General features: G+C 67.0%; 24 protein-coding genes. 5 read left to right on the top strand and 19 right to left on the bottom strand.

Going from position 1 to position 24,701, the window contains the following annotated elements:
• Positions 1–41: 41 nt before the first annotated feature.
• Both ggt and DIE13_RS14415 read left to right on the top strand, forming a co-directional pair.
• Positions 42–1,925 carry a gamma-glutamyltransferase gene (gene ggt, locus DIE13_RS14420; RefSeq protein ID WP_124827828.1) on the top strand — a complete coding sequence of 628 codons (1,884 nt, stop codon included), beginning with the start codon at positions 42–44 and terminating at the stop codon, positions 1,923–1,925.
• A 354-nt stretch (positions 1,926–2,279) separates the two neighbouring features.
• The gene (locus DIE13_RS14415) at positions 2,280–4,073 is read left to right on the top strand and encodes a YadA family autotransporter adhesin (protein ID WP_124827827.1); all 1,794 of its coding nucleotides are present in this window, start codon (positions 2,280–2,282) and stop codon (positions 4,071–4,073) included.
• A gap of 128 nt (positions 4,074–4,201) precedes the next feature.
• On the opposite strand, the gene DIE13_RS14410 is transcribed toward DIE13_RS14415, so the two are convergent.
• From DIE13_RS14410 to DIE13_RS14385, 6 genes are all read right to left on the bottom strand, one after another.
• Positions 4,202–5,167 carry an ABC transporter permease gene (locus DIE13_RS14410; RefSeq protein ID WP_124827826.1) on the bottom strand — a complete coding sequence of 322 codons (966 nt, stop codon included), beginning with the start codon at positions 5,165–5,167 and terminating at the stop codon, positions 4,202–4,204.
• Entirely contained in the window at positions 5,167–5,964 is a 798-nt protein-coding gene (locus tag DIE13_RS14405) for a taurine ABC transporter ATP-binding protein (RefSeq protein WP_124827825.1), read from the bottom strand. The genes DIE13_RS14410 and DIE13_RS14405 overlap by 1 nt, the downstream gene beginning before the upstream one ends.
• Positions 5,965–6,012: 48 nt before the next feature.
• Positions 6,013–7,029, bottom strand: a complete 1,017-nt coding sequence (gene tauA / locus DIE13_RS14400) for a taurine ABC transporter substrate-binding protein (RefSeq protein ID WP_124827824.1) — start codon at positions 7,027–7,029, stop codon at positions 6,013–6,015.
• A 254-nt stretch (positions 7,030–7,283) separates the two neighbouring features.
• Positions 7,284–8,276 carry a lipoyl synthase gene (lipA, locus tag DIE13_RS14395; RefSeq protein ID WP_124827823.1) on the bottom strand — a complete coding sequence of 331 codons (993 nt, stop codon included), beginning with the start codon at positions 8,274–8,276 and terminating at the stop codon, positions 7,284–7,286.
• The gene (lipB, locus tag DIE13_RS14390) at positions 8,269–9,024 is read right to left on the bottom strand and encodes a lipoyl(octanoyl) transferase LipB (protein WP_124827822.1); all 756 of its coding nucleotides are present in this window, start codon (positions 9,022–9,024) and stop codon (positions 8,269–8,271) included. Before lipB ends, lipA begins: the two co-directional genes overlap by 8 nt.
• A gap of 83 nt (positions 9,025–9,107) precedes the next feature.
• Positions 9,108–9,434, bottom strand: coding sequence for a DUF2917 domain-containing protein (locus tag DIE13_RS14385; RefSeq protein ID WP_124827821.1), 327 nt, complete (start codon positions 9,432–9,434; stop codon positions 9,108–9,110).
• Positions 9,435–9,536: 102 nt separating this feature from the next.
• Between DIE13_RS14385 and DIE13_RS14380 the strand changes: the two genes are divergently transcribed.
• Positions 9,537–10,523, top strand: a complete 987-nt coding sequence (locus DIE13_RS14380) for a transcriptional regulator GcvA (RefSeq protein ID WP_124827820.1) — start codon at positions 9,537–9,539, stop codon at positions 10,521–10,523.
• On the opposite strand, the gene DIE13_RS14375 is transcribed toward DIE13_RS14380, so the two are convergent.
• From DIE13_RS14375 to DIE13_RS14330, 10 genes are all read right to left on the bottom strand, one after another.
• Entirely contained in the window at positions 10,507–10,815 is a 309-nt protein-coding gene (locus DIE13_RS14375) for a YbeD family protein (RefSeq protein ID WP_011353335.1), read from the bottom strand. The two genes, DIE13_RS14380 and DIE13_RS14375, sit on opposite strands and share 17 nt — an antisense overlap.
• Positions 10,815–11,741 (bottom strand): D-amino acid aminotransferase, encoded by a 927-nt coding sequence (locus tag DIE13_RS14370; protein WP_124827819.1) that lies wholly within the window; start codon positions 11,739–11,741, stop codon positions 10,815–10,817. Before DIE13_RS14370 ends, DIE13_RS14375 begins: the two co-directional genes overlap by 1 nt.
• Before the next feature lie 48 nt (positions 11,742–11,789).
• On the bottom strand, positions 11,790–13,100 hold the full coding sequence (locus DIE13_RS14365) for a D-alanyl-D-alanine carboxypeptidase family protein (RefSeq protein WP_124827818.1): 1,311 nt from the start codon (positions 13,098–13,100) through the stop codon (positions 11,790–11,792).
• Between the two features lie 500 nt (positions 13,101–13,600).
• A complete protein-coding gene (locus DIE13_RS14360) occupies positions 13,601–14,245 on the bottom strand; it encodes an alpha/beta hydrolase (RefSeq protein WP_124827817.1) in 645 nt (214 codons plus the stop codon).
• A gap of 13 nt (positions 14,246–14,258) precedes the next feature.
• A complete protein-coding gene (locus tag DIE13_RS14355) occupies positions 14,259–14,576 on the bottom strand; it encodes a (2Fe-2S) ferredoxin domain-containing protein (RefSeq protein ID WP_006485233.1) in 318 nt (105 codons plus the stop codon).
• A 147-nt stretch (positions 14,577–14,723) separates the two neighbouring features.
• Positions 14,724–15,875 carry a VanZ family protein gene (locus DIE13_RS14350; RefSeq protein WP_124827816.1) on the bottom strand — a complete coding sequence of 384 codons (1,152 nt, stop codon included), beginning with the start codon at positions 15,873–15,875 and terminating at the stop codon, positions 14,724–14,726.
• Between the two features lie 19 nt (positions 15,876–15,894).
• Positions 15,895–16,518 (bottom strand): ABC-type transport auxiliary lipoprotein family protein, encoded by a 624-nt coding sequence (locus DIE13_RS14345; protein WP_124827815.1) that lies wholly within the window; start codon positions 16,516–16,518, stop codon positions 15,895–15,897.
• A gap of 38 nt (positions 16,519–16,556) precedes the next feature.
• The gene (locus DIE13_RS14340; RefSeq protein WP_124827814.1) at positions 16,557–17,486 is read right to left on the bottom strand and encodes an MlaD family protein; all 930 of its coding nucleotides are present in this window, start codon (positions 17,484–17,486) and stop codon (positions 16,557–16,559) included.
• 24 nt (positions 17,487–17,510) lie between these two features.
• The gene (locus DIE13_RS14335) at positions 17,511–18,440 is read right to left on the bottom strand and encodes an ABC transporter ATP-binding protein (protein ID WP_124827813.1); all 930 of its coding nucleotides are present in this window, start codon (positions 18,438–18,440) and stop codon (positions 17,511–17,513) included.
• Entirely contained in the window at positions 18,437–19,561 is a 1,125-nt protein-coding gene (locus tag DIE13_RS14330; RefSeq protein WP_124827812.1) for an ABC transporter permease, read from the bottom strand. The genes DIE13_RS14335 and DIE13_RS14330 overlap by 4 nt, the downstream gene beginning before the upstream one ends.
• 242 nt (positions 19,562–19,803) lie before the next feature.
• On the opposite strand from DIE13_RS14330, the gene DIE13_RS14325 reads away from it, so the two are divergent.
• Positions 19,804–21,873, top strand: a complete 2,070-nt coding sequence (locus DIE13_RS14325) for a bifunctional 2',3'-cyclic-nucleotide 2'-phosphodiesterase/3'-nucleotidase (RefSeq protein ID WP_124827811.1) — start codon at positions 19,804–19,806, stop codon at positions 21,871–21,873.
• Positions 21,874–21,887: 14 nt separating this feature from the next.
• Positions 21,888–22,733 (top strand): tetratricopeptide repeat protein, encoded by an 846-nt coding sequence (locus tag DIE13_RS14320; protein WP_124827810.1) that lies wholly within the window; start codon positions 21,888–21,890, stop codon positions 22,731–22,733.
• A 59-nt stretch (positions 22,734–22,792) separates the two neighbouring features.
• Here DIE13_RS14320 and DIE13_RS32895 read toward each other — a convergent pair whose 3' ends face one another.
• The 3 genes from DIE13_RS32895 to DIE13_RS14305 all read right to left on the bottom strand — a co-directional run bounded on the left by DIE13_RS32895 (position 22,793) and on the right by DIE13_RS14305 (position 24,426).
• Positions 22,793–23,125 carry an OmpA family protein gene (locus tag DIE13_RS32895; RefSeq protein ID WP_175750976.1) on the bottom strand — a complete coding sequence of 111 codons (333 nt, stop codon included), beginning with the start codon at positions 23,123–23,125 and terminating at the stop codon, positions 22,793–22,795.
• Between the two features lie 82 nt (positions 23,126–23,207).
• On the bottom strand, positions 23,208–23,882 hold the full coding sequence (locus tag DIE13_RS14310) for a M35 family metallo-endopeptidase (protein WP_124827808.1): 675 nt from the start codon (positions 23,880–23,882) through the stop codon (positions 23,208–23,210).
• Positions 23,872–24,426: a hypothetical protein gene (locus DIE13_RS14305; RefSeq protein ID WP_124827807.1), complete on the bottom strand. Its 555-nt coding sequence runs from the start codon at positions 24,424–24,426 to the stop codon at positions 23,872–23,874. Before DIE13_RS14305 ends, DIE13_RS14310 begins: the two co-directional genes overlap by 11 nt.
• Positions 24,427–24,701: the final 275 nt, after the last annotated feature.

Below are 24,701 nucleotides of genomic sequence, written 5' to 3'. Positions count from 1 at the left end.
CACACGCCGCCGCCTTCGAATTCACCGTTGCCGAGGGTTCCATGTTCGACCGGATTCGTCCGCATTCGCGTCCCCCGACGCTAGTCGCCGCGCTCGCGCTCGTCGCGCTCGTCACGTTCAACGCCGGCTGCACGTCCCCGTCCGCGCCGTCGGGCGCCGTCGTCCCGGTTGCCGCCGCGTCCGGCGTCGCGGTGCCGCTGCCCGGCGTTCACGCGCCCGAACTGTCGTCCGGCTGGACCGACAAGCCTGGCTGGACCTCGCAGCACTTCATGATCGCGGCCGCGAACCCGCTCGCGACGCAGGCCGGCTACGACATGCTGAAGGCCGGCGGCACCGCGATCGACGCGGCGATCGCGACGCAGATGGTGCTCGCGCTCGTCGAGCCGCAATCGTCGGGGCTCGGCGGCGGTGCGTTCATGCTGTACTTCGACGGCAAGGCAACGCAAGCGTACGACGGCCGCGAAACCGCGCCGGCCGCCGCGACCGATCGCCTGTTCTACGGGCCGACCGGCCAGCCGATGGGGTTCTACGAAGGTGTCGTCGGCGGGCGTTCGGTCGGCACGCCGGGCGTGCTGCGCATGCTCGACGCCGCGCACCGCGCGCACGGCAAGCTGCCGTGGCGCCGGCTGTTCCAGCCCGCGATCCGGCTCGCCGAGCACGGCTTCGCGATCAGCCCGCGCCTGGCGATGCTGATCGCGAACGACAGGTACCTGAGCAGCGATCCGGCCGCGCGTGCGTACTTCTACAACAAGGACGGCACGCCGAAGGCGGCCGGCACGGTGCTGAAGAACCCCGCGCTCGCGACCGTGCTGCGCCAGGTCGCCGACCGCGGCGCGAGTGCGTTCTACACCGGCGCGATCGCGCGCGACATCGTCGCGAAGGTGCGCAAGCATCCGACCAATCCGGGCCTGCTGTCGCTGCAGGATCTCGCGCGCTACAAGGCGAAGGTGCGTGCGCCGCTGTGTACCGATTACCGGCGCTCGGTCGTCTGCGGGATGCCGCCGCCGTCGTCGGGCGGCCTCGCGATCGCGCAGATGCTCGGCATCCTCCAGGCGATGCCCGACTGGCAGCAGATCGGCGTGCAGAAGCCGGTACGCACCGAACTGGGCTACGAGCCGACGCCGTTCGCCGCGCACCTGTTCAGCGAGGCCGGGCGCCTCGCGTATGCGGACCGCGCGCGCTACGTCGCCGATCCCGATTTCGTGCCGCTGCCGGGCGGCAGCTGGGCGAGCCTCACCGACAAGACCTATCTCGCGCAGCGCGCACGCCTGATCGGCGACAACAGCATGGGCGTCGCGCAGGCCGGCACGCCGCAGGGCGCGACGCTCGCGATGGCCGATGACCGCAGCCCCGAATTGCCGTCGACGTCCGACATCGCGATCGTCGATCGCTACGGCCAGGCGCTGTCGATGACGACGAGCATCGAAGACGCGTTCGGTTCGCGGCTGATGGTGCGCGGCTTCATGCTGAACAACCAGCTCACCGATTTCTCGTTCGTGTCGAGCGAGAACGGCCGGCCGGTCGCGAACCGCGTGCAGCCAGGCAAGCGGCCGCGCTCGGCGATGTCGCCCGAGCTGGTGTTCGACCAGAAGACGAAGCAGGTGACGATGATCGTCGGTTCGGCCGGCGGCCCCGCGATCATCAATCACGTCGCGAAGGCGCTGATCGGCGTGCTCGACTGGGGGATGACGATGCAGCAGGCGATCGCGCTGCCGAACTTCGGGTCGATGAACGGGCCGACGCAGCTCGAGCGCGGACGCGTATCGGATGCGCTCGTCGATGGGCTGAAGGGCCGCGGGCATGACGTGCAGCTCGTCGAGATGAACTCGGGACTGCAGGGAATTCAGCGGTTGAACGTGCAGGGGCAGACGGTGTGGTTCGGCGGCGCCGATCCGCGGCGCGAAGGGGTGGCGATGGGGGAGTGAGCGTACCCGTGCGCGGCGGCGCAGCACGCCGCGCGAAACCATTCGTCCGCCCATCCGTGGCGATATACCGACTCGTCTTACGCGCGTCGCGCGCGTCCCGCCTTTCGACCCGGTCCGACCACGATATGGTGCACCGCGCTCGATATCGAGTCCCATCCCCCGCCCCGTCAATTCCGTACTTGTCTGATCGACGACATATACGTCGCTCCGTATAGTCGTCCGCTCGAGTCGCAGACACCTCATCCCGGCATCCCGTTCGCAACGGCGATGCGCTCCGGTGCAGACGAAGCCTATTGCCGCCGTCTCGGGCTGTGTATGCGAAATCAAGCCATCAAATAATAAGGAGTACGATTCATGACCCACACCATCTCCACGCCTTCTGGCCGCGAGCGTGTCCGCTCGTGTATTGCGACGCGCCCGCCGCGCCTGTCCGCGCTCGCCTTCTCGCTCGTCGCGTTCGCCTCGGGCTACAGCTATGCAGCGGCCCCCAGTCTGACCCTGGACAACCTTGTCATCATTGAAGGCTATACCCCGCTAACCAGCGCAACGGGCGCAGGTTCGATCGCCCTTGGCGCCGGCGCGCAGGCGAAAGGTGAGAGCGGTGCCGATTACTCGGCGATCGCAATTGGCGCAGAAGCAATCGCCGACGGACGCTCCACGATCGCCATCGGCGAAGGAGCAAACGTTCACGGCGATCGCTCGAGCGCGCTCGGCGTCGGGTCGAACGTCAAAGCGAACCGCGCGCTCGCACTCGGCGCGGATGCGGCGGTCACCGCGCACGACGCAGTCGCGCTCGGACAAGGCAGCGTCGCCGACCGAGGCAACACGGTGTCGATCGGCAAGAGCGGCAACGAGCGCCAGCTCGTCAATCTTCGCGCCGGCACGACGGACACCGACGCGGTCAACCTGTCCCAGCTCAGGCCGGTCGTCGAAGCGCTCGGCGGAGAAGCCACGATCAACGCGGACGGGAGCGTGCGCGGCCCGAACTACAAGATCGACGGCCGGTCGTTCAGCGATGTCGGCAGCGCACTGACGAATCTGGACGAACGGGCCAAAGCCAGCGCGCAATCGATCACGACGCTCGACGGCCGCGTAACGAACGTCGAAGGCGAAGTCAAATCCATCCGCGTCGACGTCGACGATCTCGGCACGCGCCTCAACAACGGCATCACCGGCCTCGTGCGCCAGGATCCCGCGAGCCTCGCGATCTCGATCGGTGCGGACAAGGGCGGCGCGTCGGTGAGCGTCGCCGGTACGGACGGCACGCGCGTGCTGACCGGGCTGTCCAACGGTGTCGACGACACCGACGCCGTGACCATCGCGCAGTTGAAGGCGACCGGCCTGATCGATCCGAACGGCAAACAGCTCGGCGCCCTCGCGTACGACGACCTGACGCTCGGCCGCGCGACGCTCGGCGGTGTCGGCGGTACGCTGCTGGCCAACGTCGCGCCCGGCATGATCGCAGCGGGCAGCATGGAGGCCGTCAACGGCGGGCAGCTCTTCACGATGCAGCAGAAGATCGACTTGCTCGATACGCGCCTGACGAACTTCGAGAACGACAAACCCGCTCCCCCTCCCCCTCCGCCCGGCGGCAATCACGGCAACGACTTTGCGCAGTTCGGCGATGGCTCCGGCGCAACGGGCAAGAACTCGATCGCGCTCGGACAGAACGCGAAGGCGTCCGGCGACGAAAGCGTCGCGCTCGGCACCAACTCGACGGCATCGGGCAAGAACTCGGTCGCACTCGGCAACAACTCCGTTGCCGACCGCGACGACACGGTCTCCGTCGGCGCGCCCGGTCAGGAGCGGCAGATCACCAACGTCAAGGCCGGCACCGCCCCGACCGATGCCGTAAACGTTCAGCAATTGCGCGACCAGATCGGCGGTGTGCGTAACGACATCGACCACTATCGCCGTGACGCCAGCGGCGGCATCGCGTCCGCCCTCGCAATCGCGAACCTGCCGCAAGCGTCGCTGGCGGGTGAAAGCATGGTCTCGATCGCCGGCGGCACGTATAGCGGGCAGTCGGCCGTCGCATTCGGCCTGTCCACCGCCACGCGCAACGGGCGCTGGGTGGTCAAGGCATCCGGCTCCACCAATACGCGCGGCACGGTCGCGATCGGCGCCGGCGCAGGTTATCGCTGGTAAGCCAGCGCGACACGGCCGTCGATATCACGCGATCAGGGGCCTGGCTTCGCTCGGTGCGAAGCCAGGCCCCTTTTCCGTTTGCTGCGCGGAGCGACTGACCTTCGCCACGCCCCGTTACGGCCCGCGACCTATCCTCGCCCCTTCCACGGCACAACCCGCCGCTCGACCCAGCGCATCGCGAGATCGAACAGCCACGCGATCGCGCCAATGATCAGGATCCCCATCACGACGATGTCGGTGCGCAGGAAGCTCGATGCATTGAGCACCATCTGCCCGAGCCCGGCCGTCGCGGCGACCATCTCGGCCGCGACGAGCGTCGTCCAGCCGAAGCCGATCGCGATCCGCAGCCCGGTGAGGATTTCCGGCAGCGCGGCCGGCAGCACGACGTGGCGCACGATCTGCGCGAAGCTGCCGCCGAGCGAATACGCGGCATTGATCTGCTCGACCGTCGCCGCGCGCACGCCGGCGCGCGCCGCCATCGCGATCGGCGCGAAGCACGCGAGGAAGATCACGACCAGCTTCGCCGTTTCGTCGATGCCGAACCAGATCACGACGAGCGGCAGGTACGCGAGCGGCGGCAGCGGGCGGTAGAACTCCAGCAGCGGATCGAGCACACCGCGCGCGATGCGGCTCACGCCCATCAAGATACCGGCCGGCACGCCGATCGCGGTCGCGAGCGCGAACGCGCCGAACACGCGCGCGGCGCTCCACAGCAGATGCTCCGACAACGGCAGGCCGCCCTGAATGCGGCCGTGCCACGCGTCGACGAACGCCGTCCACACCGCTTCCGGCGCGGGCAGGAACAGCGGCGGCAGCCACTGCCGATGCGTCGCGACCCACCACAGCACGGCCAGCGCCGCGACCGTCGCCGCGCTCAAGGCCGCCGTCTTCCCCTGCCCCGGCAACCGGTAGCGATGCGACGCACGCGCCGGGAGCGTTGCATCGCGCCGCTGCGTGCCGCGCTCGTTTTCTCCGAACCCGGTGGCCGCTCGATCGGCCGCCCAGGAATCCTGCGTGCTCATGTCGTCCTGCCTGTGCAAAGTACTGATCCGGCCGCGCCCGACGGACGTGCCCTGCCGCGCGAACTCGCGCATCACGCCGTCTCCCCGACCGGCTCGTCGCGATGCAGATACGCGATCAGCCGCTCGCGCCACGCGATGAAATCCGGCGACGACTTCACCGCGCGTGCATCGCGCGATTCGACGTAGCGCCGCGCGAACGGCAGCTCGAACGTCTCCGCGATACGCCCTGGCCCGGGCGTCATCACGACGAGACGCGTCGCGAGGAACAGCGCCTCCTCGACGTCGTGCGTGATGAAGAACACCGTCTTGCCGGTGCGCGCCCACACGTCGAGCACGAGCGCCTGCATCGTGCCGCGCGTCATCGCGTCGAGCGCGCCCATCGGCTCGTCCATCAGCAGCACGCGCGGATCGCTCGCGAGCGCCCGCGCGATGCCGACGCGCTGCTGCATCCCGCCGGACAGTTCGTACACGCGCGCATGCGCATGGCGCTCGAGCCCGACGAGCGCGAGCATCTCGCGCGCCCGTGCATCGCGTTCGGCCTTCGACACGCGCGCGAAGCGCAGCCCGAGCGCAACGTTCTCGAGCACGTCGAGCCACGGCAGCAGCGCGTATTTCTGGAACACGACACCGCGATCGGCACCGGGGCCCGTGACCGGCACGCCGTCGACGCGCACGTCGCCCGTCGTCGGCGCGACGAAACCGGCCATGCAGTTCAGCAGCGTCGTCTTCCCGCACCCGGACGCGCCGAGCGCGACGACGAATTCACCGGACTCGATGCGCAGGTCGACGCGCGCGAGCGCCTGCGTCGTCGGCCGGCCGCGCTCGCCCGGATAGGAGACCGATACCTGACGGACTTCCAGCGTGCTCATGATCGTGGGCTCCGCGATGAGTTTCCCGAGTTATCCGAATGGCCGTGCTTAGCGCGCGGCCTTCTGCACGAACTGCGGATCGACGCCGACCGAGTAATCGGCGAGCACCGTCTGGATCGTGCCCTGCGATTTCAGGAACGCCGCGGTGGCCGCGAGCGACTTCGCGGCGCCCGACTGCGCGCCGCCGCCGAGCCACGTCGGCGACGCCTGCTCGGCCAGCGTCGGGAATGCGTAAAGCGCGAGGCCCGCCGGCACGTCCTGCGCGTTCGCGCCAGACACCTTCGCGACCGCCGCGACCTGCGGCGAGCCGACCTTCCACGCAGCCGCGTGCGCACGGTAATCGGCGTCGGCCGATGCAAGCACCTTCACGAAGCGCGCGACGAACTCCGGGTTCTCGCGCGCGAACTTGCGGCTCACGACGAAGCCGTCGAAGGTCGCCTTGCCGCTTTCCTTCGCGACCTGGCCCGACGTCGTCAGCACCGTGCCCGACTGCTTGACCTTCGCGAGCACCGGATCCCAGATGTAGGTCGCGTCGATATCGCCGCGCGCCCATGCAGCCGCGACTTCGGGCGGACGCAGGTTGACGATCTTCACGTCGTTCGGATTGACGCCCGCGGCCTGCAGCGCGACGAGCGTATGGAAATGCGACGTCGACACGAACGGCACGCCGATCTTCTTGCCCTTCAGCGCGGCGACGCTGGTCACGCCCGAGCCGTTGCGCGCGACGAGCGCCTCGGCGTCGTTGATGTTGTCGAGCACCCAGAACAGCGAGATGTCGAGCCCCTGCGACAGGCCTGCCGCGATCGGGCTGGAGCCGGCTTCACCGAGCTGCACGGAGCCCGACGCGAGCGCGCGGATCACGTCGGCGCCGCTGTCGAGCTTGCGGAACGTGACCTTGTAGCCGGTCGCCTTTTCGACTTCACCGCTCGCCTGCGCGTAGCGCCACGGCACGACCATGTCCTGGTACGCGATCACGACCTCGCGCGATTCGGCGTGCGCCGCGCCGAGCGTGGCAAAGGTGGTCAGCGCGACGACGGCGCGGCGGATGAAGCTGAAACGGGACATGCGGCTCTCCTTCGAATGCTGGCATTGCTGCGGGAGAGCCGACTTTACGAGCTTTGCGCGCGACGGGAGCGAACTTATCCTGCGAAGCTATCGATGGCGTTACAGCTTTGCTTTTCATGCTTTATTGGATCGTGCGTTCGGTCGGATGGCGATTGTCGTGCGAAGACGCGGGCAGCGGCCGCGCCAACGAAAAAGCCCGCAAGCTGCGGGCTTTTTGACTGCGGGACATCTGCAGATGGAGGCGAATGCGGCGCTCAGACCACCCCGGCCCCATGCGCCTGCAGATCGGCGTGATAGCTCGAGCGCACCATCGCGCCCACGGCAGCGTGCGTGAAGCCCATCTTGTAAGCCTCTTCCTCGTACATCCTGAACGTATCCGGATGCACGTATGCACGCACCGGCAGGTGGTGCTCCGACGGCTGCAGGTACTGGCCGATCGTCAGCATGTCGACGTCGTGCGCGCGCAGGTCGCGCATCACCTGCAGGATTTCCTCTTCGGTCTCGCCGAGGCCGACCATCAGCCCCGACTTCGTCGCGACGTCCGGATGCTGCGCCTTGAAGTCCTTCAGCAGCTTCAGCGAGTGCGCGTAGTCCGAACCCGGGCGCGCTTCCTTGTACAGGCGCGGCACCGTTTCGAGGTTGTGGTTCATCACGTCGGGCGGCGCCGCGTTCAGGATCGAGATCGCGCGGTCGAGACGGCCGCGGAAGTCCGGCGTCAGGATTTCAATGCGCGTTTCCGGCGACTGCTCGCGCACTTCGCGGATGCACTCGACGAAGTGCGCCGCGCCACCGTCGCGCAGGTCGTCGCGATCGACGCTCGTGATCACCACATACTTCAGCTTCAGCGCCGCGATCGTGCGCGCGAGGTTCTTCGGTTCGTCGGCGTCGAGCGGATCGGGACGCCCGTGGCCCACGTCGCAGAACGGGCAGCGGCGCGTACACTTGTCGCCCATGATCATGAACGTCGCGGTGCCCTTGCCGAAGCATTCGCCGATGTTCGGGCAGCTCGCTTCCTCGCACACGGTATGCAGGTTGTGCTCGCGCAGGATCGTCTTGATCTCGTTGAAGCGCGAGCTGCCGGTGGCCGCCTTCACGCGGATCCACTCCGGCTTCTTCAGCTTCTCGATCGGAATCACCTTGATCGGGATGCGCGCCGTCTTCGCCTGCGCCTTCTGTTTGGCGGTCGGATCGTAGGCCGGGGTCGCGGCCGAGTCGGCCGGTGCGGGGGAAGCGGTAACGTCAGTCATTCGAATGTTCCAGTGCCTGCGGCTTGTCGGCGGCCGCGGATTCGCCATCGAGGTTGGCAATCAGACGACCCACCAGCGTGTGGGCGACGTCGTTCCAGTCGGCGGCAACCTCGAGGCTCGCCATGTCGACGGTTTCCAGTCCGGCATAGCCGCACGGGTTGATCGCGAGAAACGGGCGCAGGTCCATCTTCACGTTCAGGCTCAGCCCGTGATAGCTGCAACCGTTACGGATCTTCAGGCCCAGGGCCGCGATTTTCGCGCCTTCGTGCACGCCGGATGCCAGGTAGATTCCCGGCGCGCCCGCCTTGCGGACCGAAGCGAGATTATACGCCGCAAGGGTTTCGATCACGGCCTCCTCGATCTTCGTCACGAGCGTGCGCACCATCAGCTTGCGCCGGCGCAGGTCCAGCAGCAGGTAGACGACGATCTGGCCGGGGCCGTGGTAGGTGATTTGTCCGCCGCGGTCGACCTTCACGAGCGGCACGCCGCTGTCGGCCACCAGCAGGTGGGCCGGGTCGCCGGCCTGGCCGAGCGTGTAGACGGGCGGATGCTCGACAACCCAGATCTCGTCGCCGGTATCGGCCGTGCGCGTGTCGGTGAACGCGCGCATCGCGTCGAAACTCGCCTCGTAGGCCTCGCTGCCCCGCCAGCGCACGGTGACCGGCGACCCGGGCTGAACCGGGGACCCGGCGGGCGATTCGGAAACGGCAACAGGCTTGGGCACAATGGAAACCGGCGAGACGGACATGGGCGGTAGTTTACCGAAAACCCATGGGTCTCGCCGGCCCTGGAAAGGGACGGATCGTGCGTATCCGTCGGACGAAAGGTCCGTCAGACGGTGCGCCAGCCGTCGTGAAGCAGCGCGCGCACGCGATTGCGCAGTCGCGCGAGCCCGCCGAGCGCGACTTCCGCGGGCGGCCGCGACACCGAGAACGCGACGTGCGCGCCCTGCCCGCTTTCCGCGCTGAGCCACAAGCGCTCGCCGCGGCGCAGCTTGAGCGTCTCGCCGTCGACCAGGAAGTAGTCTTCGACGTCGTTGCTGCGCGTCGCCCAGACGGGTCCGCCTCGAACCGTCAGGCGCGTGCTGCGTTGCACCCGCATCGGTACGGTTTCGCCTGCCGGGATTTCGAACGTGATGCTTGAGGAAATTTCTTGCATGATCGACTCCGCCAATAAGTGCTTCGATGGCTACAATCGTAGTCATTTAAAGGCGCCCGACCAAACGACCAATTTTCACGTCGATGTGAGGAAAATTAGCAAATGGACCTCCGCCAGCTCCCTGCGCTGAATGCGATTCGCGCGTTTGAAGCCGCTGCCCGTCACGAGAATTTCTCCCGCGCCGCCGACGAACTGTTCGTCACGCACGGCGCGGTCAGCCACCAGGTGCGCGCGCTCGAGGAGGAGCTGGGCGTGCAGCTGTTCGCGCGCAACGGCAAGCGGCTATGCCTGACCGGCGCCGGCATGCGCTACGCGCAGCAGGTACGCACCGCGCTGATGATGCTGTCCGACGCAACACGCGAAGTGCGCGCGAGCGATCGCGACCGGCGGCTGGTGGTGTCGATGCTGTCGTCGTTCGCCGCGCGCTTCGTCACACCGCGCATCGGCACGTTCATCGAGCGGCATCCGGAAATCGACGTCGAACTGCAGTCGACCAACACGCTGACCGATTTCGCGCGCGACGACGTCGATCTCGCGATCCGCTTCGGCTTCGGTACCTATCCGGGGCTGCACGTCGAGCCGCTGTTCGACGAAGTGTTCTTTCCGGCATGCTCGCCGACGCTGAACGGCGGCAAGCTGCCGCAAACGCCGGCCGATCTCGTGCACTACAACCTGTTGCGCTCGGACGACGAGCTGTGGCGGCCGTGGTTCGACGCGGCGGGGCTCGACACGCTGACCGAGCCGAAACGCGGGATTCTGTACCAGGATTCGTCGAACCTGCTGCTGGCCGCGATCGACGGCCAGGGCATCGCGCTGGTGCGCCGCTCGCTCGCGGTGCACGACCTGCTCGACGGACGCCTCGTGCGCCTGTTCGACATCGACGGGCCGAGCCCGTGGCATTATTTTTTCGTGTGTCCGCCGCCGCTTCTGAACACGCCGCGCGTGCAGGCGTTCAGGACGTGGATTCTCGAGGAAGTCGCCAAGTTCAAGCTGCTGTGCGACGAGCTGGACGTGCGGCGCGCGGCGGGGAAGACCCCCGCCGAGTGCGCGCAGGAAGGAGGATGGAAGGGACTCAGAGCACGACTTTGACCATCGGATGGCCGGTCAGTGCGCGGTAGATGTTGTCGAGCTGTTCCTGGCTCGTCGCGCGCACGGTGATCGTGAGGCCGGTGTAGTTACCGCCGCTCGAGGCGCGCTCTTCGATCTTCTCGACGTCGATCTCGTTGTCGTGAACGGCCACGACCTTGAAGATCGTGTCCTTGAATTCCGGGTGCGCCTTGCCCATGATCTTGATCGGGAAATCGCACGGGAACTCCAGCAGCGACTCCTTCCGGGTATCGATCGCGCCGGTGACCTCGATGGTTTTGGTCGGTTCGCTCATCACTTTCTCCGGGTTAGGTCAAACTGTTCAAACTCGCGCGCTTTCGCGCGCTGGTACGCGTCGTACAACGCCGCGAATACGGGGCCCGGCTTGCCGCCCTTTACGGGCAGATCGTCGAGCGACGTAACGGGCAGAATTTCCTTCGTGGCCGACGTGATCATGATTTCGTCGGCCGAGCGCAGCTCGACCTCGCTGATCTCTCGCGCGACAAACGGAATCCCGCACTCGTCGGCCAACTGCTCGACCAGCGCATAGCGGATCCCTTCGAGGATCTTGTTGCTGCGCGGCGGTGCCATCAGCTCGCCGTTCTTCACGATCCACACGTTCGACGACGAACCTTCGGTCAGGTTGCCGTCGCGCAGTTGCAGCGTCTCGAACGCGTCGTGCTCTGCCGCATGCTGCGCCATCAGCACGTTGCCGAGCAACGAAATCGACTTGATGTCGCAATGCAGCCAGCGACGATCCTCGGCCGTCACGCAACGCACGCCCTGCGCGCGCTCTTCGTCCGGCGGCAGGCGCAGCGGGCTCGTCATCGCGAACACCGTCGGCACCGCATTCGGCGGGAACGCGTGGCCGCGCTTCGCGACACCGCGCGTCACCTGCAGGTAGACGAGCGCGTTGCTGTCGACGAGGCCTTCCGCGTTCGCGGCGAGCACGCGCTCGATCAACGCGCGCCAGCCGGCCGCGTCGTGCGGGTTGTCGATGCCGATTTTCTTCAGGCTGCGCGCGAGCCGGTCCAGATGCTGTTCGATCCGGAACGGCACGTGCGCGCCGTCATGCGCATAAACGGGCACGACTTCATACACGCCATCGCCGAAGATGAACCCGCGGTCGAGCACCGGGACACGGGCTTGCGACAGCGGCACCAGCTCCTCCTGCGACGACACGCTGAGGTAGACGATCGGTTCGAATTCGGCTTGGCTCATGGCTATACCAGATGGGGATGAAGTCGTAAAAACAAAGGCCCGTCGTGCTTACTTCTTCTTGCTGAACATCAGCAGGATCGAGTCCCAGATACGTCCGAAGATACCCGCTTCCGGCACGGCCTGCAGCGCGACGACCGGGAACTCCGACAGCGTCTTGCCGTCGGCGACGATCTTCACGGTGCCGACCTGCTGGCCTTGTGCGAGCGGCGCGATCAGCGGCGCGTTCACGTCGACTTCGGTCTTGACCTTGTCGCCGAGGCCGCGCGGCACGGTCGCCCACTGGTCGCTCTTCACGCCGACCTGCACGGTGTTTTCCTTGCCCTTGTAGATGCGCGGCGTCGACATCGCCTGGCCGCCCTTGAACAGGCGCACCGCATCGAACGCGCTATAGCCGTAGTTCAGCATCTTCATGCTGTCCTGCGTGCGCTCGCCTTCCTTCTGCTCGCCCATCATCACCGACACGAGGCGGCGCTGGCCGTCGACACCCGGGATCGCGCGCTTCGCCGACGCGATCAGGCAGTAGCCAGCCGCCTGCGTGTGGCCCGTCTTCAGACCGTCGACCGTCGGATCCAGCCACAGCAGCCGGTTGCGGTTGCCCTGGCGGATGTTGTTGTACTTGAACTCCTTCTCCGAGAAGATGCTGTAGTACTGCGGAAAATCACGGATCAGGTGCGCGGACAGCTTCGCGAGGTCGCCGGCCGTCGTGTAGTGGTTCGGGTCGGGCATGCCGTTCACGTCGGCGAAGTGCGTGCCCTTCATGCCGAGGCGCTGCGCCTCGTCGTTCATCATCGTGACGAACTGCCCTTCGCTGCCGCCGACCAGTTCGGCCAGCGCGATAGCGGCGTCGTTGCCCGACTGGATGATCATCCCGTACACCAGGTCGTGCACCGACACCGGCTTGTTCGCCTCGATGAACATGCGCGACTCGTCGCGGCCGACGCGGCGCACCGCATCGCTCGGCGTGACGATCTGCTCCATCGAGATCTTCTTCTTGTCGAGCGCCTCGAACACCAGGTAGGCCGTCATCAGCTTTGTCAGCGAAGCGGGTTCGACGCGTTCGTCGGCGTTGCCCGACGCGAGCACCGTGTTGCTCGTCGCATCGACGAGCACCCACGAGCGCGCGTTTACGCCCGGCGGCGGCACCGCGCCGGGCATGAAGGTCGCGGGCGCGCCGGTGAACTGCTCGGCGGCGGGCGCCGCATGCGCGGCCCGGGCCTTGGCGGCCGGCTTCGCCTCTGCGACGACGATCGTCGACGCGAGCGCGACGGGCAGCATCACGCCCAGCGCGACGTTACGCGCGGCGGTGCCGAAGGCGATGGAAGAAGCGAGGGACTTGAGGCCTTGGGGTGACAGACGCATGATCGATTCAGGCTGATGGCAGAAAGTGCGGCGCGAAACGCGCAGGGTTGAACGGCAAGGCGGCAGGCGTTTCGGCGATTCACCCGACTTCGTCGAGCGACACGAAACGCGCCGGTTGGACTCGTGCGGACGCGTTCGGTTCGCGGCCGTCGCGAGCGGGCGGACAGGCGGCGAAACGAGCGCCGCATGGGCCCAGCCGGGCCGCGGGCGACGCGAAATGCGGCCATTATACGTGGCCGCGAACAGCACTTTCGCGAACCGTGCGCCGGGTGGCCGCGCATCGGCTTCCAGAGGATAGCGCGGCTTCATGGCCGGCGATTGCGATCGAAGCCGCGCGAAAGGCGTGCGCAGGCAGTGCGCAAGTCGGGTTGCGCCGCGCGGCGGAGAACCGGTGCGACCGCCTAGAGCCCCGGTGCGCCCTGCTGCCTCGACGTGTTTCCGCCTGGCAACGCGCGGCACGACGGGCGGGCGACATCGGCACCGCACGCCCGGTCAGCGGATCAACGCCACGCGTCGACGATGATGCGCTTGAGCACGTGCAGCTTGCGATGGAAGAAATGCTCGGCGCCGGGAATCACGACGACCGGCAGCTCCTGCGGCCGCGCCCAGTCGTACACCGACGCGATCGGCACCGTGTCGTCGGTTTCGCCGTGGATCACGAGCGTGTTCTCGGGCACGTCGGCGACCTGCCAGCGGCTCGCGGCCGTGCCGACGAACACCATCCGCTCGATCGCCTCGCCCGCGTCGCGCACCCGCTTCGCGACGTGGGACAGCACGAAGGTGCCGAACGAGAAGCCCGCGAGCACGAGCGGCAGGTCCGCATAGGCCGGCTGCGCGCGCATGTGCGTGAGCACCGCGAGCAGGTCGTCCGCTTCGCCGATGCCGTTGTCGTGCACGCCTTCGGTCGCGCCGACGCCGCGGAAGTTCGACCGGTACACCACGTAGCCGAGCTGGACGAGCGTGCGCGCAAGCGTTTGTGCGACCTTGTTGTCCATCGTGCCGCCGAACAGCGGATGCGGATGCGCGACGAGCGCGATGCCGCGCGGCGCGGCGGTGCCTTCGCGCACGGCGTCCGGCACGTCGACCGCGATTTCGATCTGCCCGACCGGGCCGGCGATCAGCGACTTCTGCGTATGAACGTTCATTCGGCCGGCCCGCTCAGATCTTCAGGCGGTCGACGACCTTGCCGTCGCGCAGGTGCGATTCGACGATCTCGTCGATGTCGGCCTGATCGACATACGTGTACCACGTGCCTTCCGGATACACGACCATCACGGGCCCTTCCTCGCAACGGTCGAGGCAGCCGGCCTTGTTGATGCGGACCTTGCCGGGCCCCGCGAGGCCGAGTTCCTTCACGCGCTTTTTCGCGTATTCCTGCATGGTCTGCGCGTCGCATTGCGCGCAGCTCGGACGCTCGGCGCCCGGATCGCGCTGGTTCAGGCAGAAGAAAACGTGGTGCTGGTAGTAGGAATCCATGATGGTGACGTGCGGCCCGGCGCGGTGCCGGGCGAAGAGAGGGGCGATTGCCGCGGTGCCGTGCAATCGAGGATGCGGACGATTATAACGAGCGGCGCGCGCCGCTGCCCGCGATCGAGCCGCGGCCGCCCCGCCGGAATCGCCGCATCAGCGCCGCACCGCCGCGGGCATCCACGCGCGCTCGACGCGCAGGCCGAGCCAGATCAGCGCCGCATAGGGCCACATCCACGCGAGCCAGCGCGCGATGCTGTTGAAGTGCACGTAGCGGCCCTGCCGCCAGCCCGACAGCGTGAAATCGAAGAAAGGATTGACCGGCAGCAGGTTGACGAGCGTCACGCCGGCCAGCAGCGCGAGCGCCGCGAGCAGCGCGCGCCACGTGGCCGGCACGCGCAACGCGATCAGCGCCGCCGCGAAGCCGAGCTCGATGCCGAGTCGCGCGCCGGGCGTCGCCCACACGACGACGAGGCCGGTGGTCGACTGCATGAACGTCGCGGCCGCCTTCAGCACGAGCGTGGCGACGACGAACGCGATCAGCAGCCGCACGCGCGGCGCGGCGGCGCGCATCGCGAGCGACGCGATCGCCAGCACGGCGAACAACATCAGGCCGCCGAGCGCGGCCTCCCATGCGGAATCGGACAGCCAGCCGTCGACGCGCTCGGGCCACTGGCTCACCTGCCACGCGGCCGGCAGCCACGCGAGCAACGCGTCCTGCATCGACCCGTCGGCGCGCTCCCACAGCGCGGCCGGCCAGTCGCCGATGCCGAACAGGAACGGTGACGGAAAGAGGATCGCGAACGGCCACATCCCGGCAAGTAGCAGCGGCGTCGAGCCGTCGGTTTCGAACCACGCGAAACGCAGCCGGCGCAGTGCGCCACGATCGAGCAGCGCACCGGTGGCGGGTGCCGCGAGCGCCGCGCCGAGCAGCGCGCCGAGCGCGTTGGCCGCGAGATCGAGATTCGACGCGACGCGCGTCGGCAAGTAGGTCTGCAGCGCTTCCATCGATCCCGACAGCAGCACGCCCAGCACGCTGACGATCAGCGTCGCGGCCACCCCGCGCCAGCGCGGATGCAGCGCGAACACGCCGAGTGCGCCGAACGGCATGTAGCCGAGCACGTTGGTGACCACGTCGAACGCGGTCACGTAGCGTTGCATCGGTGCGAAAAGGTAGTCGAACGGCCCGATGCCGAGCGACACCCAGCCCTCGAACGGATACAGCGACGCATAGACGACGAGCGCCGCGTAGGCGGCGAACGCCTGGCGCGCCAGCGACGACGCGCGATGCGTGTCCGGCGCGTTCATCTCGAGCGCGCGTCGCGCGTCACGGCGTGCCCGCGTACGCCTGCACGCCGACCCAGGCGGCGATCTGCGACACGAGCTCGTCGCTCGCAGCCGCGAGCGCACGCGCGCCGCCAGCCGCATCGGGCGTGCTCGACGGCGCGCGCGCGATGAACGTGCGCTGGCCGAGCACCTTGCCGTCCTGCATCAGCGTCGCGCGCGCGGTGACCGCGCCGTGACTCTGCGACTGCCCGTCGAACACCTGCTCGAATTCGTTCAGGTCGACCTTCAGCGTCGGCGCGCGTATGCCGTCGGAGCCTTCGAGCACCGCGCCGCGCGACGACAGCGCACCACGCAGCCGCTGCGTGAGCAACTGCGCGGGCGGCGCGGTCCAGCGGCTGTCGCGATAGACGGCCATGCGCTGCGCATCCGCATACGCGAGGCGGTAGACGAACTTGTCGGAGTCGAGCGCATCGGGCGCGGCGACGTCGAGCACCTTCAGCGCGGGGCCGGTGCCGGCCGTCACGACCGGCGCGGCCGGCCCGAGGTCGTAGCGAACGTTCGACAGCGCGACACTGTTGCCGGCACAGCCGGCGGCGAGCGCGAGCGTCAGCACCGCGAGCGCGGCTGCGGCCGGCCGCAGCGCGCGATCAAGAATTCGTGGCATGGCGTGATCCTGCATGATGTTTCCGGTTTCGATGGGCGTTACTGCCCGGCCGTCGCACTCGGCCAGACGAAGCCCGCTTCGCCGGGCCCGGGCGCGGAGCCGGGCGAACCGAACAACAGACTGCTCGGGTTGCGGCCAAGTTCACCGGCAACGTCCTTCAATTGCCGCGACGCGTCGCCGACGCTGCCCGCCAGCGCGTTGAAGCGCGGCAGCGTGTCGTACTGCACGCGCGCGTTCAGATCGTTCAGCGTGATGCCGACCTGCTCCGCGGCCGTGCCGGCCTTGTTCAGGTTCGACACGAGCGGCCCGTTCGGCTGCAGCAGCGTGTTGGCCGACGCCATCGTGCGATTCACTTCGTGCATCGTCTCCGGCAGCGCGGCCACCGCCGGCGCAAGCTGCTTCGACAGCGTCGCCGCGCCGTCCGCCGCATGCTGCAGGCTTTCGGCCGTCGCGCGCAGCTGTTCGCGCATCTCCGGCGACATCAGCGCATTCGCGCTTTTCGCGGCCTGCTCGAGCTGCCGCAGCAGCACGTCGCCGCGCTCCTGGATCTGGTCGAACAGGCTCGGCCGCATCGGGATCTGCGCGATCGCCTTCGGCGACGACGGCAACGGAGAAAGGTCGCGCCCCGTATCCTCGAGCTGCACGAACGCGATGCCCGTCACGCCCTGGAAGCCGAGACTGCCGTAGGTCGACTGCGTGATCGGTGCGTCGTGGTCGACCATGATCCGGATCCGGATCTGCCCCGGATGCGTACGATCGAAGCCGATCGACTGCACCTTGCCGACGTCGAGGCCGCGAAAGCGCACGGCCGCATCGGGGAACAGGCCCGTCACATTGGTGCGCGCGAGCAGGTCGTACGGCACGCGCACGGTGCGGTCGACGTTGAACCAGAACACGGTGCCCGCGATCGCCAGCGTCAGCGCGATCGTGAACAGGCCGGCCCAGAACGCATGTGATTTGTTTTCCATCAGGGGGTTCCTTGTCCTTGCCTGTTACAGCTCGACGCTGGACAGCGCCGGTTCGAGGGCCGCCTTCGGCAGCTTCGCGCGCCGCTCGGGCGGCAGCGCCTGCAGTGCGCGGCGCCCGCGCAGCCCCAGGAAATATTCGTGGATGAACGGATGGTCGACGTTCGCGACCTCCTCGACCGGCGCGGCGACCAGCACCTTGCGGTCGGCCAGCACCGCCACGCGGGTCGACAGCGCGACCATCGTGTCGAGATCGTGGGTCACCATCACGACCGTCAGCCCGAGCGTGCGGTGCAGCGTCGCGATCAGCTCGACGAATTCGTCGGAGGCCTGCGGGTCGAGCCCGGCAGTCGGCTCGTCGAGGAACAGCAGCTCGGGCTCGAGCGCGATCGCGCGCGCGATGCCGACCCGCTTGATCATCCCGCCCGACAGCGCGGCCGGCATCTTCGACGCGTGCTTGCACGGCAGCCCGACCATCTCGAGCTTCAGCATCACGATGTCGTGCAGCAGGTCGGGCGGCACGCGGCCGAGCTCGCGCAACGGCTGTGCGACGTTGTCGAACACCGTCATCGACGAGAACAGCGCGCCCTGCTGGAACAGCATCCCGGAGCGCGTGCGCATCATCCGCGCGCTTGCGTCGTCGATCGTCGACGTGTCTTCGCCGAACACCTTGATCGTGCCCGACGTCGGCCGCTCGAGGCCGAGAATCTGCCGCACCAGCGTCGTCTTGCCCGAGCCGGAGCCGCCGACGACCGCCACGATCTCGCCGCGCCGCACATCGAAATCGAGCTTCTGGTGAACGATGTTGCGCCCGTAGCGCTTGGTCAGGTTGCGCACCTCGATCACGAGGTCCTCGCCGTGCACCGCGGCGGCCGGCGGCGTGCCGGCCGATCCGGCGCCGACGCCCACGGCATCGGTCGGAGCGGCATCGGCCGCCGTTTCTTTCGACGCGTTCATCCGAGCCCCACGTTCTGGAACAGGATCGCGAACACCGCGTCGGCAAGGATCACGACCGTGATCGACGTGACGACCGACGTCGTCGTCCCCTGGCCGAGGCTCTGCGAGTTCGCCTTGATCCGGAAACCGAAATGGCACGCAACCAGCGCGATCAGCATGCCGAACACGACGCCCTTGCCGACGCCGATGTACAGGTTCGCGATCGGCACGACGCCCGGCAGCGAGCGCACGAAGTAATTGACGTCGATGCCGAGCACCACCTTCGCGGCGAGCGCGCCGCCCGTCAGCGCGATGATGTTGGTCCACATCACGAGCAGTGGCATCGCGACACCTAGCGCGAGCACGCGCGGCAGGATCAGCCGCAGCCCGTGCGGGATGCCCATCACGCGCATCGCGTCGAGCTCCTCGGTCACGCGCATCACACCGATCTGCGCGGTGATCGCCGACCCGGAGCGGCCCGCCACGAGGATCGCCGACAGCACGGGCCCAAGCTCGCGGATCACCGACAGCCCGAGGATGTTCACGATGTAGCGGTTCGCGCCGAACATCTGCAACTGCTGCGCGGACAGGTAGCTGAGCACGATGCCGATCAGGAACGCGACCAGCGCGGTGATCGGCAGCGCCTGCGCGCCGGCGCTGTAGATGTTCGCCGACGTTTCCTTCCACGGCATCGTCTGCGGGCGGCGCAGCACCGACAGCGCGTCGAGGATCACGAGGCCGAACATCGCGATGCCGCCCTGCAGGTGTTCGCCGAACGAGAAGATCGTCTGGCCGAGGCGCGTGACGGGATCGACACGCACGATGCGCTCGGGCGCCTCGCGCTGGCTGTCGAGGCGTTCGATGCGCTCGAAGATCGTGCGCTGTGTCGCGCTCAGCGCGACACCGTCCGGCAGCTTGCGGCCCCATACGCGCCAAAGCGCCTGACCGCCGACGTGGTCGAGCCGTTCGATACCGGACAGATCCCATTCGCTCACGCGCCCGGACGCGATGCCCGCGACGCGGCGCGCAACCGCGCCGCGATTGCGCGCGAGCGCGAGCGCAGTCCATTGGCCGTACAGGCGCACCGTCTGGCCCTGACCGCCGGCGTCGACCGACAGGCCGGGAGGAGTCTCGAAGTCCAAAGGCGGGTTGTTTGCAAAAGGATGACAGCGGCCATTGTAGCGAACCGCCCGGCGCCGCGACGTGAGGATTTCCGTCGACGCCCGCCGCGCCGGCCGCGCGTCCACCTTTCATTCTTCCGTCACGTTTCCTTTCGATACTCTCACGCGCCGCACATCAGGCCGTCGGCGCCCGCGCCGCCATCTCGCTGCGCGCCTCGCGAATCATCGCGATTCACAGAACAGAACACCGAACAGGACAATCGATGCGTCTCCCCCCGCTTTCCCGCCACCGAGCGACCGGCGCCGCCGCACTCGCCAGCCTCGCCTTCGCCCTCGCCGGTTGCGGCGGCGACGACGTCACCTCGCCGTCGTCGTCGCAGCCCCCGGCCCAGGCGCCCGCCGGCACCACCGCCACGCTCGCGCTGCTCGAAACGACCGACCTGCACACCAACGTGCTGTCGTACGACTATTTCAAGCTCGCCGCGGACAACTCGCTCGGTTTCGAACGCGTGTCGACGCTGATCGCACAGGCGCGCGCGCAGTACCCGAACACGCTGCTGCTCGACAACGGCGACACGATCCAGGGCACCGCGCTGTCCGACTACCAGGCGCTCGTGAAGCCGGTCGGCTGCGACCAGACGCTCGCGATCTACAAGGTGATGAACGCCGCGAAGTTCGACGGCGGCGGGATCGGCAACCACGAGTTCAACTACGGGCTGCCGTACCTGTCGCAGGTGACGGGCAACACGTTCGACGTCGACGGGCTGCCGGCCCCCGCGCAGCAGAAGAAGTGCGCAGGCCCGAACTTCCCGCAGGTGCTCGCGAACGTGATCAGCGCGAAGACCAACGCGCCGCTGTTCACGCCGTACACGATCCTGACGCGCACGGTGACGGCCGTCGCGCCGGACGGCACGACGGTCAGCGCGCCGGTGAAGATCGGCATCATCGGCTTCACGCCGCCGGCGATCATGAACTGGGACAAGCGCTGGCTCGACGGCAAGGTCTACACGACCGGCCTGAAGGAAGCAGCCGAGAAGTACATTCCGGAGATGCGCGCGAAGGGCGCCGATCTCGTCGTCGCGATCTCGCACGGCGGCCTCGACGACTCCGCGTATTCGCCGACGATGGAAAACGGCAGCTGGTGGCTGTCGAAGGTGCCCGGCATCGACGCGATGCTGATCGGCCATTCGCACCAGGTGTTCCCGGACGCGAGCAGCACGGTCGCGCAGTTCAACCTGCCGGGCGTCGACAAGGTAAAGGGCACCGTCAACGGCGTGCCGACCGTGATGGCAAACTACTGGGGCAAGCATCTCGGCGTGATCAAGCTCGGCCTGAAATTCGACGGCAAGGCATGGAGCGTCGACAGGTCGCAAACGACCGTCGAGGCGCGGCCGATCCAGAACGCCGACAAGAGCTACGTCGCCGCCGATCCGTCGGTGTCCGCCGCGATCGCCGCCGAACACCAGGCGACCATCGACTACGTGAAGACGCCGATCGGCTCGACCGACTACCGGATGAACTCGTATTTCGCGGACGTCGGCGATCCGGGCGCGATCCAGATCGTCAACGAGGCGCAGGCCGACTACGTGAAGACCTACGTGCAGGCGAACCTGCCCCAGTACGCGTCGCTGCCGGTGCTGTCGGTCAGCGCGCCGTTCAAAAGCGGCTTCGGCGGCGGCAGCGACTACACCGACGTCGCGCCCGGCGCGCTCGCGATCAACAACGCGGCCGACCTGTACCTGTATCCGAACACCGTGTACGCGGTGAAGGTGAACGGCGCCGACGTGAAGAACTGGCTCGAGACGGCCGCGAAGCGCTTCAACACGATCGACCCGACCAAGGCGACCGTGCAGCCGCTCGTCAGCAGCTTCCCCGGCTACAACTTCGACATGTTCACGTCCGCGGATCTCGCATACGAGATCGACGTCACGCAGCCCGTCGGCAGCCGGATCAGGAACCTGACGTACAAGGGCGCGCCGATCGACGCGAACGCGCAATTCATCGTCGCGACCAACAACTACCGCGCGAGCGGCGGCGGCAACTTCCCGGGCCTCGACGGCAGCAAGACGATCTTCGCGTCGCCCGACGCGAACCGCGACGTGCTGATCGCGTTCATCAAGAAGCGCGGCGCGATCACGCGCGCGGCGGACGGCGCGCAGCGCAGCTGGCGCTTCACGAAGCTCGCGAGCTCGGTTGCGCACGTGCGCTTCACGTCCGCGCCGAATCGGCTCGGCGACGCGACGGCAGCGGGCCTCACCGGCCTCACGCAGGTCGCGGCCGACGACGGCTCCGGCAAGAACCTCGCCGTCTACGAGCTCGACCTGACGCGATGACCATGAGACCCGTGATGCAACCGATCCGGACGATGCGGCCGGCCGAAGCCGGCTTCGCGGCTGCCGCGCGGCGCCTGCTGCGCGCGAAACTCCCGCCGGCCGCGCTGCTCGCGGCAACCGCCGTGACCGTCGCGGTCGCTGCCGTGGCGACCGGCTGGCGCGCGACCGGCCCCGCGCCGAGCACCGCGCAACTCGACGAGTGGCAGGCAATGGTCACGCAGGCCGTCGAGCCGCACGCGCTTGCGCAGTTGCGCACCCTCGCGCGCCGCGGGTCTGGCGACGCGCAGGCGGCGCTCGGCATCGCACTCGTCGATGCGCACGAGCCGGGGCTGCGCGACGAAGGGCGTGGCTGGCTCGAAACCGCCGCGCAGGACGACGGGAAGGCAGATACGCCTGCCGTGCGGCGGGCGCAGCTCGCGCTCGGCAAGGCGCTGCTGCTCGGCAGCGGCGACCTCCCGAAGGACTATGCACGCGCCCGCGCGCTGCTCGGCGAAGCGGCCGGGCATGGTGATGCGGCGGCCGCGTATTACCTCGGGCTGATCTATCGCAGCGGCTACGGCACCGCCGCCGATCCCGTGCAGGCCGCGCACTGGTTCGAGCTCGCATCGCGTGCGGACATCCCGGCCGCGGACTTCATGCTCGCGAACGCGTACCGCGACGGCAGCGGCGTGCCGCGCGACGAAGCACGCGCGCTCGCGCTGTATCGCCGTGCGGCGGAACACGAGTTGCCGGAAGCCGTGCAGACGCTCGCGATGGCGTATCGCAACGGCGAACTGGGGCTCAAGCCCGATGCGGACGAATTCCACGCGCAGTGGATCGAGACCGCGCATGCGTTGAAGCATCCGGTGGTGGCGCCGTGACGGTGCTTCGGCAGCGCGGGGGGAATGCGCGGCGGCGGCACGAACCGCGCGCAGGCGTGCTAGCGAGTTTCGGACAGTTCGCATGGGTTATCACAACCATCCGATGAACACGCCGGAATGAACTCAATCTCCACTTGGTTGCGCTCGCCCGGCGGGATAACGGAGTTACTTCGCCATATTTTAGATTCGACATGAATTCGATCTTTCGAAACACCGAGATCGAGCAGATACGCCTGAACAGCGATCGCCCGGTTACGGGCGATCGCAATTGCATCACGCTCATGCTCATCGGAATATCCGTAGATCACGACGGGACCGTTGTTCGCGGCACTGTTCCGAACAGTAATCAACAAGCTGGCTAGGGCCACCCTGTCGACATTCGAAATGGTCACGGCGCCGTGCTCGAGCTTACTCGAATATTGCAATGCAAAACTGCAAGCAAACGCAGCACTTGAAGCACACAGCGCCACAAGACTAATCAACGCACAGGATATACCCCGAAATATTGTCTGCATTTCTAATTGCCATTGCTGGATTTTCCTTAGCGAGCCGCTTGCTGAGGAATTGTCCATAGGTGTTCTTGTAGTCAAGCGCTCCGAACGTATCAAGAAAATGAGCGCATTCGTGAACAATGGTAAGTTGCATCGAGGAAAATGTGCCTGCACTCGCGTCTGGCAGCTCACAGAACTTGGGGGTAGTCGATATCGTATGCGTTGCAGTATCGGGGCCGCAAACGTGCGCAACCTCTCCAGCTAGATTCTTGGTATTCGGCGTACATCCCAGCACCCTATCAAGTTCGGGATCGGAGCGAACGAAATTCCTTGCCGCCAATCCATTCATGACCGTAACCAGGGCGGCCAATCCATTCGTCAGCACACTTCGAATAGGCTCGTCGGCTATCCCAAACCACTCCCTGACTCTTGCCCGTGCGGGCCCTTTCCAGGCATCAAGCTCGTCAATTCGCTGCGTGATTATTTTCACGGCGTCGTCGCGCAAAGTCAGGACTCTCGTACGAAATTCCGCATCGGTCATGTTTTCACAGATTGGTGGTTCGTCGACGGCCAGTAAAAGCTCCACCTTCGAGCCATGCACGGTGTTTGCCACTGCTGAGTCGTGTACAGTCACGTACTCGTAGTCATCATGCGGCATCGTTCTTCTCGACTATCTCGATTCTCAGCTTCTCCGCGCAGCGCGTAGCAACGCGCTGTGTATGCCCCATACTATCGGTCGTGCCACTGAAGAGCTCGCCGGAACTGGTATGTATTCGGTATGACACACGGGCCAAAGGCCGCCCGGTCTTCGCGTTTTTCAATACATACTGCTCGTCGTATTCAGCATCAGCAATTGGCCGGTGCGAAATTCCATTTCCTGGTTCTTTCGACTCAACCGCAGACGTGTGGCCGACAAACATCCTCATACCTCGCTCGGCATGGAAGACAGGCGGCGGATTGCACCCGCATGCATTGACATCTCCGCTCAACGCCCATGGCTGGCCATTTGGCGCTCTGCCAGGCAACCTCGGGCCTTTCGGCGAGACAAACCCTTCCTGCTTACAGGCCGAGCAATAGGTTTTCATGTAGAGCGTGGCGATCTGCACGCGTGGCGGTGGATTGGAACACGTGACGGACTCCAACCCCTCCGTAATCGTGGCACTGCCACCCCGATCGCCTCTGGCGAGGAAATAGCGGATCATGCTGCGCCACCTCGACCCATCGCGCTCCGCCGGTTTTCGTCAACGACAGCGCCCCTCGCTGCAAATCCGGCGGCTGTCGACCTGCCGGTAATGCCTCCGTCTCCTCGCGGCATACGCCGACAGACGACCGCCAAAGCAATCCTTGGTAACGCGTGCCCGCTATGACTCATCTGAATTTCCTTTCATCATTGATTGGCGAAACACTCGCTGTTCCAAAATGCGCGATTGGAATAGGAGAATCAATCAGACGAATTCGAAATCCTAATCAGTCGACG

This window comes from Burkholderia sp. Bp9016 (genome assembly GCF_003857765.1).
Lineage (GTDB): Bacteria > Pseudomonadota > Gammaproteobacteria > Burkholderiales > Burkholderiaceae > Burkholderia.
This window is presented reverse-complemented; position numbering and strand designations above follow the sequence as displayed.

Excerpts from the sequence above, each read along its gene's own strand:
- ggt (WP_124827828.1), top strand. The coding sequence starts at position 42 with ATGTTCGACCGGATTCGTCCGCATTCGCGTCCCCCGACGCTAGTCGCC.
- DIE13_RS14415 (WP_124827827.1), top strand. The coding sequence starts at position 2,280 with ATGACCCACACCATCTCCACGCCTTCTGGCCGCGAGCGTGTCCGCTCG.
- DIE13_RS14410 (WP_124827826.1), bottom strand. The coding sequence starts at position 5,167 with ATGCGCGAGTTCGCGCGGCAGGGCACGTCCGTCGGGCGCGGCCGGATC.
- DIE13_RS14405 (WP_124827825.1), bottom strand. The coding sequence starts at position 5,964 with ATGAGCACGCTGGAAGTCCGTCAGGTATCGGTCTCCTATCCGGGCGAG.
- tauA (WP_124827824.1), bottom strand. The coding sequence starts at position 7,029 with ATGTCCCGTTTCAGCTTCATCCGCCGCGCCGTCGTCGCGCTGACCACC.
- lipA (WP_124827823.1), bottom strand. The coding sequence starts at position 8,276 with ATGACTGACGTTACCGCTTCCCCCGCACCGGCCGACTCGGCCGCGACC.
- lipB (WP_124827822.1), bottom strand. The coding sequence starts at position 9,024 with ATGTCCGTCTCGCCGGTTTCCATTGTGCCCAAGCCTGTTGCCGTTTCC.
- DIE13_RS14385 (WP_124827821.1), bottom strand. The coding sequence starts at position 9,434 with ATGCAAGAAATTTCCTCAAGCATCACGTTCGAAATCCCGGCAGGCGAA.
- DIE13_RS14380 (WP_124827820.1), top strand. The coding sequence starts at position 9,537 with ATGGACCTCCGCCAGCTCCCTGCGCTGAATGCGATTCGCGCGTTTGAA.
- DIE13_RS14375 (WP_011353335.1), bottom strand. The coding sequence starts at position 10,815 with ATGAGCGAACCGACCAAAACCATCGAGGTCACCGGCGCGATCGATACC.
- DIE13_RS14370 (WP_124827819.1), bottom strand. The coding sequence starts at position 11,741 with ATGAGCCAAGCCGAATTCGAACCGATCGTCTACCTCAGCGTGTCGTCG.
- DIE13_RS14365 (WP_124827818.1), bottom strand. The coding sequence starts at position 13,100 with ATGCGTCTGTCACCCCAAGGCCTCAAGTCCCTCGCTTCTTCCATCGCC.
- DIE13_RS14360 (WP_124827817.1), bottom strand. The coding sequence starts at position 14,245 with ATGAACGTTCATACGCAGAAGTCGCTGATCGCCGGCCCGGTCGGGCAG.
- DIE13_RS14355 (WP_006485233.1), bottom strand. The coding sequence starts at position 14,576 with ATGGATTCCTACTACCAGCACCACGTTTTCTTCTGCCTGAACCAGCGC.
- DIE13_RS14350 (WP_124827816.1), bottom strand. The coding sequence starts at position 15,875 with ATGAACGCGCCGGACACGCATCGCGCGTCGTCGCTGGCGCGCCAGGCG.
- DIE13_RS14345 (WP_124827815.1), bottom strand. The coding sequence starts at position 16,518 with ATGCCACGAATTCTTGATCGCGCGCTGCGGCCGGCCGCAGCCGCGCTC.
- DIE13_RS14340 (WP_124827814.1), bottom strand. The coding sequence starts at position 17,486 with ATGGAAAACAAATCACATGCGTTCTGGGCCGGCCTGTTCACGATCGCG.
- DIE13_RS14335 (WP_124827813.1), bottom strand. The coding sequence starts at position 18,440 with ATGAACGCGTCGAAAGAAACGGCGGCCGATGCCGCTCCGACCGATGCC.
- DIE13_RS14325 (WP_124827811.1), top strand. The coding sequence starts at position 19,804 with ATGCGTCTCCCCCCGCTTTCCCGCCACCGAGCGACCGGCGCCGCCGCA.
- DIE13_RS14320 (WP_124827810.1), top strand. The coding sequence starts at position 21,888 with ATGCAACCGATCCGGACGATGCGGCCGGCCGAAGCCGGCTTCGCGGCT.
- DIE13_RS14310 (WP_124827808.1), bottom strand. The coding sequence starts at position 23,882 with ATGCCGCATGATGACTACGAGTACGTGACTGTACACGACTCAGCAGTG.
- DIE13_RS14305 (WP_124827807.1), bottom strand. The coding sequence starts at position 24,426 with ATGATCCGCTATTTCCTCGCCAGAGGCGATCGGGGTGGCAGTGCCACG.